The following is a 5,572-nucleotide window of genomic DNA, read 5'->3' as shown; positions in this document are numbered from 1 at the left end:
CTATCATGATGGTGTCTCCGTCTCGCCCTGGTTGCGCCAAGTCCTTGAAGATGCGTGCGAACACACCCATACGAGACCATCTGACGAACCGGTTGTAGAGCGTCTTGTGCGGGCCATACACCGATGGCGCGTCGCGCCACTGCAAACCGTTCCGTTTGACGTAGATGATCCCACTCAGCACCCGCCGATCATCGACCCTTGGTACGCCACGTGATTTCGGAAAGTGCGGTCGAAGACGCTCCATCTGCGCCTCCGTCAACCAGTAGTAGTCGCTCATGTTGCCCCCGTAGTTTGCGGGCGTGAATCACGACTATCCAAAGGGTTCAAGCGGCCTTATGGGTCCTGACCCTAAAGCTTGCGCGGTAGGTATTTAGTCCGGTCGCGACGCACGCCTGTGATTTCGGGTCAACTCCTATCTGTCGGAGGGCCAATTCTCGCGATCGAAAGCTCTGGGCGTCGGTATATCCCCAGATGCCATACGATCGCGTAACTCTGATGGGGTCGGAACATCACTGTAAAGGCCAATATCTGTCAATATTGCACGTACCTGCTGAAGATCACGCCCTGCGTCAGAATCCAGCCGAAGCCGAGATGTTTTTGCGAAGCCAGCAACAGTCGTTCCATCCGCTGCGTAAAGCGAAAGATCAGCGCCACGTTTGTGAAGAAACCTGACACCAGCCCAATTGCTGCTTTGTGCAGCCCAAATCTCTGGTGTTTTTGCGTAGAAGCCTCGAACATTTACATCAAGGCCGGCATCCAAAAGTGACTGGACGCCTTTATAATCATCCTGATCAAGCCTCCTGTGAACGGCGGAGCAATACTCGGCCACGGTAGCGGCGGCGCTGTGCAGTCGTGGGCGGCGTAAAAGTCGTCCACTTTTGCCCTTTCGGCATTCGGGAGAGCTTGGGGATTTACACCGTGGACTTGTAGTCGAAGGTGCGCCGGGCTCATTTTATTGTTGTCCTCGGACAACGCATTGATCGAATTCACCCTCGATACGGTGATGCTGGATATCGCCTCGACCCTGGAAAGCGAACACCGCGCCACTTTGATCTGGCGGGCAGGATTTCCGGCATCGGACTCGCATGAGGCGTTACAGATCGATATGGTTAGGCTCGGAACACGGGATGGCCGGGGAGCAGGGCAAAATGGCTAAGAGCGCGGCACGCCACAGCGGCAAGGAAGCCATGATCGTCTGTCTCGCACCGGATGTCTGCCTGACACCGATCGGGTCGAGCATGGTGCCTGTCCCCTACATGATCATATCTCGTCTCGACTGGTCCGAAAGCACGGTTTCGAATACGAGCTTCGCGGGTCAAGAAGCCTTCACCATGGCAAGCCGCACCAAAAAGGTGACCGGAAACGAGGCCGGCAAAGGCGGCGGGGCCAAATCCGGCGTCAACAGGGGCTGGTACCGCCCGATTTCGAATAAATCTTCTTTTTTGTCGACGGGATGGAGGTGCTGCAGCACACCTGCCTTTACGACATGAATTGCGCCGGGCCCGAAGAGCCGGGCAATACGGTCGGCAAGCTGCGATATGTCGAATGACCGCCCGGCAGGCTAGGGTCTGCGCAATTCACCCGTCCGGACCAGATAGGTCAGCAGCCAAAAGATGACCAGAACGGCCAGACCGACAACGCTCAGCGTCAGGATTACCGCTTCCGTCTGATCGGCGCCAAGCGCCGAGATCAACAGCGGCGCCGGGTTGCTGATCAGAAACCAGCCGGTCAACCAGACCACGGCGCCGGACCGCATGATCAACGCAATCAGGATCAGTCCTATCAGCATGGGCTGTTGCAGGCCAGACATCAGCGCGATCTTTGCGGCCAAGGTGGCTTGCGCGACATCGGTCAGATCACCAAAGCTGCGTTCATAGGTCCGAATGCCGAACCGGAAGGCCTGAACGGCCAAAAGGCCGGTCAGCAGAACGGTGCCGCGATAAATCCATCCCGAGATACGGCCGCCTGCAGGCATCAGCGCCCCCTTAGCTGTTGGTTGTGAATTGCTGGGAGGTCAATCGATGAACGCAGGCGATCGAAACCAGCCACGGCGCAGCACGGGCAGGGAATATTGATCAAGCCTCGCCATGGTTTCGGACACGCCGCCCATTTGGCCGATGCCCAGCCCCGCCGTCATCAGCGCGCCTTTCATAGCGGCCATGGTCGCAGCATGGACAGGATCGGGAACCGAGCCCGCCGCCGTGAGGTCGAGCAGTTCAGCCACGAAAGAGGCCCCATCGCGCGGCGCCCCGGTGATATCCTGAACATCCGCCCCCTTGGTCAGCCCGACTTCCCGAAAGAACTTGTTGCGGTGATGATCCCGATAGGCCTTGCGCTTCTTCGCCTTGGGAATCCATGCATCGCTGTCGACCCTGGTCATCGGCTGTGTCCTGTCAAAACCCTTGGTGAACTCGTTGGCATCATAGCTGCTCAACGGCCTGAATCGGTCAGGCCAAGTTCCATGAACATGTCGAGATATTGAAAGAAGCTGACCGTCTCGGGGGGCGTGCCCTCGTTCATGTAGACGACCAAACCCTCGGGATCCTCGGCCGCAGATTGATCGCGAGACAGGTCAAGCAACAGATAGGCTCCGCCGCCGGTGGCCAGAAATTCGACGATTGAACAGGTATCGTGCTGCTTTGCGAATGCGGCATACCAGTCAGCCTCGGCATAAGTGTCGGCCTCGTCCGCCATTGTGGTCAGCAGGGCCGAGGTCTTGAAGCCCGCAAAGCCAAAGGGATCGGTCAGCCCGTTCATCCGTGTGCGATAGGTCCATGCCAGCGCCTTGGGCCCATGGGCGAACAGCAGTTTCATCGCGGCCGACCCGGCAGAGTCATCGCCGGTCGGCAGTGCCGAATAGGTGCCATAGACCTTGCCCCCGATCTGGCGCGCAATGATCCTCAGCACGCCCAGCCGGTCGGTCTGAACGATGAACGCATCCAGCGCCACCTGTTCCAGACCGGCCATCGTCGATGGCAGATAGGGCTCATAGGCTGCAAGCTCTTGGCGCAGTGCGAAACGTCGCAGGGCCTGATCATCGCTGTCATAATCCTGCCAGTGTTTGGGCAATGCGTCGGCTGCACCGGCATAAAGACGCACCGTCGGATCGAGGCGATCGCGCAGATAGGCAAGCATGTCGTCGCGGCTTGTCATGGTCGGTCAGTCATCTCTGAATGGGGAGCTCGCAGTTTTTGCGGCCTGCTGCTGCCTGAGAAGTTCGTCAATCCGCCGCTGGATCACCTCGTTCATCCGGGCCTCTTCCAGGATCATCCGTGCCCGCAGCTCCGGTGTCACCGGTGTACCGCTGCTGACATGCTGGGTCCACTCCTGAAATGTCTTGTTCCCGCGCGAGCCATTGGCGCTGCGGCTAAGCCCGTGGAAGTTTTCAGGCATGTTGAGCACAAGATCCTGATTGGCCGGGGTCAGATCGCTGAAGCCCGGTTTCTCCATGATATGCGACAGCGGCACGATGTGATCCGGCTCCAGTCGCGCGGTCCGGTTCATGCCGACCAGCCACGGGTCGGGCACCGGGTTTGCGGGGCTAGCGATGGGCTGCCCCTCGTTGACCATGTCGCGCAGCTCGTCGGTGGGCGAGGCGGCGCGGGCCCTTGCGCGTTCCCTTTCCGTCAGCTTGCGGTTCGAATATTTGGGCGGCGGCGGTGCATCGGCGTCGCCGTCAACCTTGGTGGTTTCGGCGGTTGTCGGCTTTGCCTCGGCCCGCTTCGCTGTATCATCCAAGGTGGCAGCACCGCCGAAACGATCCTCGTCCACGATCTTGTCTATGTCCGGATGGATGTCGACATCGCGGATCTCGCGCTCGATCAGAACCAAAGCGCGCGGGTTGGGCACGCCATCCGGTATCGCCTTGACCAAGACGCGCGTTGCCCCGCGGGCAGTGCGCATCCCCACGAACCGCAGTCCTTTCAGCGCGCCCGCCAAGGCGGCGCCGGCTCCGCCAAGCGCCACGGTTATCGCAATGTCGATGGCAACCTCGGCGGCCAGGAAAGTCGCGTCGATCCGGGCCCGGTTCATCGCGATCAGCAGGCCCTCGGTCTTGTAGATTCTCCAGAAGTTGTTCCACCACTCGACCAAGGAATTCCAGACCGAGGTCAGCAGATCGACGATCATCTCGCCCACGCGCAACTGCATTTCCAGCTGCGTCGCATTCTGGATCTGGCTGGAACGCCGGGTCTGCTCGGCGGCTTCCTCGTAGCCGAACCATTCCTGCATCTTGGCAAAGATCGCCGCCGACGGCGACACGAAGGCGCCAGGGTGTTTCGGCGACATCGGATTGCGCACTTCCAGCGTGGAAATGTACTTTTCCAGCGCGGCTACCAGCGCCTCGCGGACCGCTTTCTGTTCGGCTTGGGTTCCGACCGCCCCGACCAGCAGGCCCAGCATATGAAGCATAGCTTCATATTCGCGCAGACGTTCCAAAAAGTATTGCTGCTGGTCGGTGCGGACATGCGTCAGAAACTCGTTCGGTGTCATGTCCAGGTTGTTGGTGCCGCGCGCGACCCGGTTCAACGTCGCCAGCATCGAACCCGGCGGCCACTGCCCCCCGGCCGATGCGTCAATCTGCTGGCGCACCAACTGATCGTGGAAACGCTGTCCCAGCGTTCGGCCGAAGGGCAGCATCAGTTGACCTTGACCGTCTTGCCGGTGATCCGGACAAGTTCCTTTCCGTCGATCAGGATCTTATTGCCGGTGATCGAGATGGTTCCGTTCTCCTGCATCAGCACCTTGCTGTCGCCAACAACGATCTCGTATTGCTTCCCAACGATGACGGCCTTGTTGTGGCCGACCTCTTCATAGGCGCCAATGCCGATCGTCGTGTTCGCGATGCCTCCGACAATGGTCTGCATCCCGCCGCCCACAGTGACCGCCTTGCCTGCACCGACAACCTCGGTCGAGGACAGCATCACGGTTTCTGCCTTGTTCTTGGCGACCCCGATAATCAGGTTACCCTCGCCCATGTTCAGCATATCGGGTAGGCCCAGCTTGCCCGCCATATCGCCCAGAGCAGAGGTCAAAGCCTTAAATTTCTGTGTCACGAAGCTTTGCAATTTGTTCGGCCCAACCATCAACGTCATGTTCCCGCCAATGACCTCGTGGTGATTGTTGCCAACCTCGATGGTCTTGTTGCTTCCGACGCTCTCAAGCTGATTACGGTCGACGCGCTTCGAGCGGTCATGTTCAACGTGGATTTCATGATCCCGTTGCGCGTGCATGTATACCTTTTCGCGGCCATTTTCGTCTTCAAAGCTGATTTCGTTAAAGCCCTCGCCCTTGTGGGTCTTGGAGCGCCACACGGCCTTGGTCTTGTGCGCGGGCAGCGGGTATGGCGCGTCGTTCTTGCCATTGAACACATTGCCCACGACGACCGGCTTGTCGGGATCGCCTTCGAGGAACTCGACCAGCACCTCCATGCCGATCCGCGGGATGACCATGCCGCCCCAGCCGGCGCCGGCCCAGTTCTGGCTGACCCGGCAGCGCATCGAATAGGCGTTCGCCAAGTCCCAGTGGAACCGCACCAGAATGCGGCCGTATTCGTCGCAGTCGATCTCGCCCT

The 5,572-nt window shown here is 59.6% G+C and carries 9 protein-coding genes; 2 read left to right on the top strand and 7 right to left on the bottom strand.

What is annotated here, in order from left to right; all coding sequences use genetic code 11:
* Positions 1-277: IS5 family transposase (locus tag IT41_RS20405; RefSeq protein ID WP_036741137.1), on the bottom strand; the 277-nt coding region annotated here is incomplete at its 3' end.
* A 254-nt stretch (positions 278-531) separates the two neighbouring features.
* Entirely contained in the window at positions 532-738 is a 207-nt protein-coding gene (locus tag IT41_RS18910; RefSeq protein ID WP_036744260.1) for a hypothetical protein, read from the bottom strand.
* A gap of 238 nt (positions 739-976) precedes the next feature.
* Here IT41_RS18910 and IT41_RS21395 point away from each other — a divergent pair, with 238 nt between their 5' ends.
* A complete protein-coding gene (locus IT41_RS21395) occupies positions 977-1,156 on the top strand; it encodes a hypothetical protein (RefSeq protein WP_139221794.1) in 180 nt (59 codons plus the stop codon).
* Positions 1,128-1,490 (top strand): PAAR-like domain-containing protein, encoded by a 363-nt coding sequence (locus IT41_RS20400; RefSeq protein ID WP_074948234.1) that lies wholly within the window; start codon positions 1,128-1,130, stop codon positions 1,488-1,490. The genes IT41_RS21395 and IT41_RS20400 overlap by 29 nt, the downstream gene beginning before the upstream one ends.
* 71 nt (positions 1,491-1,561) lie before the next feature.
* On the opposite strand, the gene IT41_RS18900 is transcribed toward IT41_RS20400, so the two are convergent.
* From IT41_RS18900 to IT41_RS18880, 5 genes are all read right to left on the bottom strand, one after another.
* Positions 1,562-1,975, bottom strand: coding sequence for a hypothetical protein (locus IT41_RS18900; RefSeq protein ID WP_036744257.1), 414 nt, complete (start codon positions 1,973-1,975; stop codon positions 1,562-1,564).
* A 39-nt stretch (positions 1,976-2,014) separates the two neighbouring features.
* Positions 2,015-2,380 carry a hypothetical protein gene (locus IT41_RS18895; RefSeq protein WP_139221795.1) on the bottom strand — a complete coding sequence of 122 codons (366 nt, stop codon included), beginning with the start codon at positions 2,378-2,380 and terminating at the stop codon, positions 2,015-2,017.
* A 50-nt stretch (positions 2,381-2,430) separates the two neighbouring features.
* Entirely contained in the window at positions 2,431-3,153 is a 723-nt protein-coding gene (locus IT41_RS18890; protein ID WP_036744253.1) for a hypothetical protein, read from the bottom strand.
* 6 nt (positions 3,154-3,159) lie between these two features.
* Positions 3,160-4,638 carry a hypothetical protein gene (locus IT41_RS19635; RefSeq protein WP_052081798.1) on the bottom strand — a complete coding sequence of 493 codons (1,479 nt, stop codon included), beginning with the start codon at positions 4,636-4,638 and terminating at the stop codon, positions 3,160-3,162.
* Positions 4,638-5,572 (bottom strand): type VI secretion system Vgr family protein (locus IT41_RS18880; RefSeq protein WP_036744252.1); only part of this gene is annotated, 935 nt, incomplete at its 5' end. The genes IT41_RS18880 and IT41_RS19635, both read right to left, overlap by 1 nt.

The organism is Paracoccus halophilus, from assembly GCF_000763905.1.
Classification (GTDB): Bacteria; Pseudomonadota; Alphaproteobacteria; order Rhodobacterales; family Rhodobacteraceae; genus Paracoccus; species Paracoccus halophilus.
Note: the sequence above shows the minus strand (reverse complement) of the source record. Positions and strands in the feature narration are given on the sequence as shown.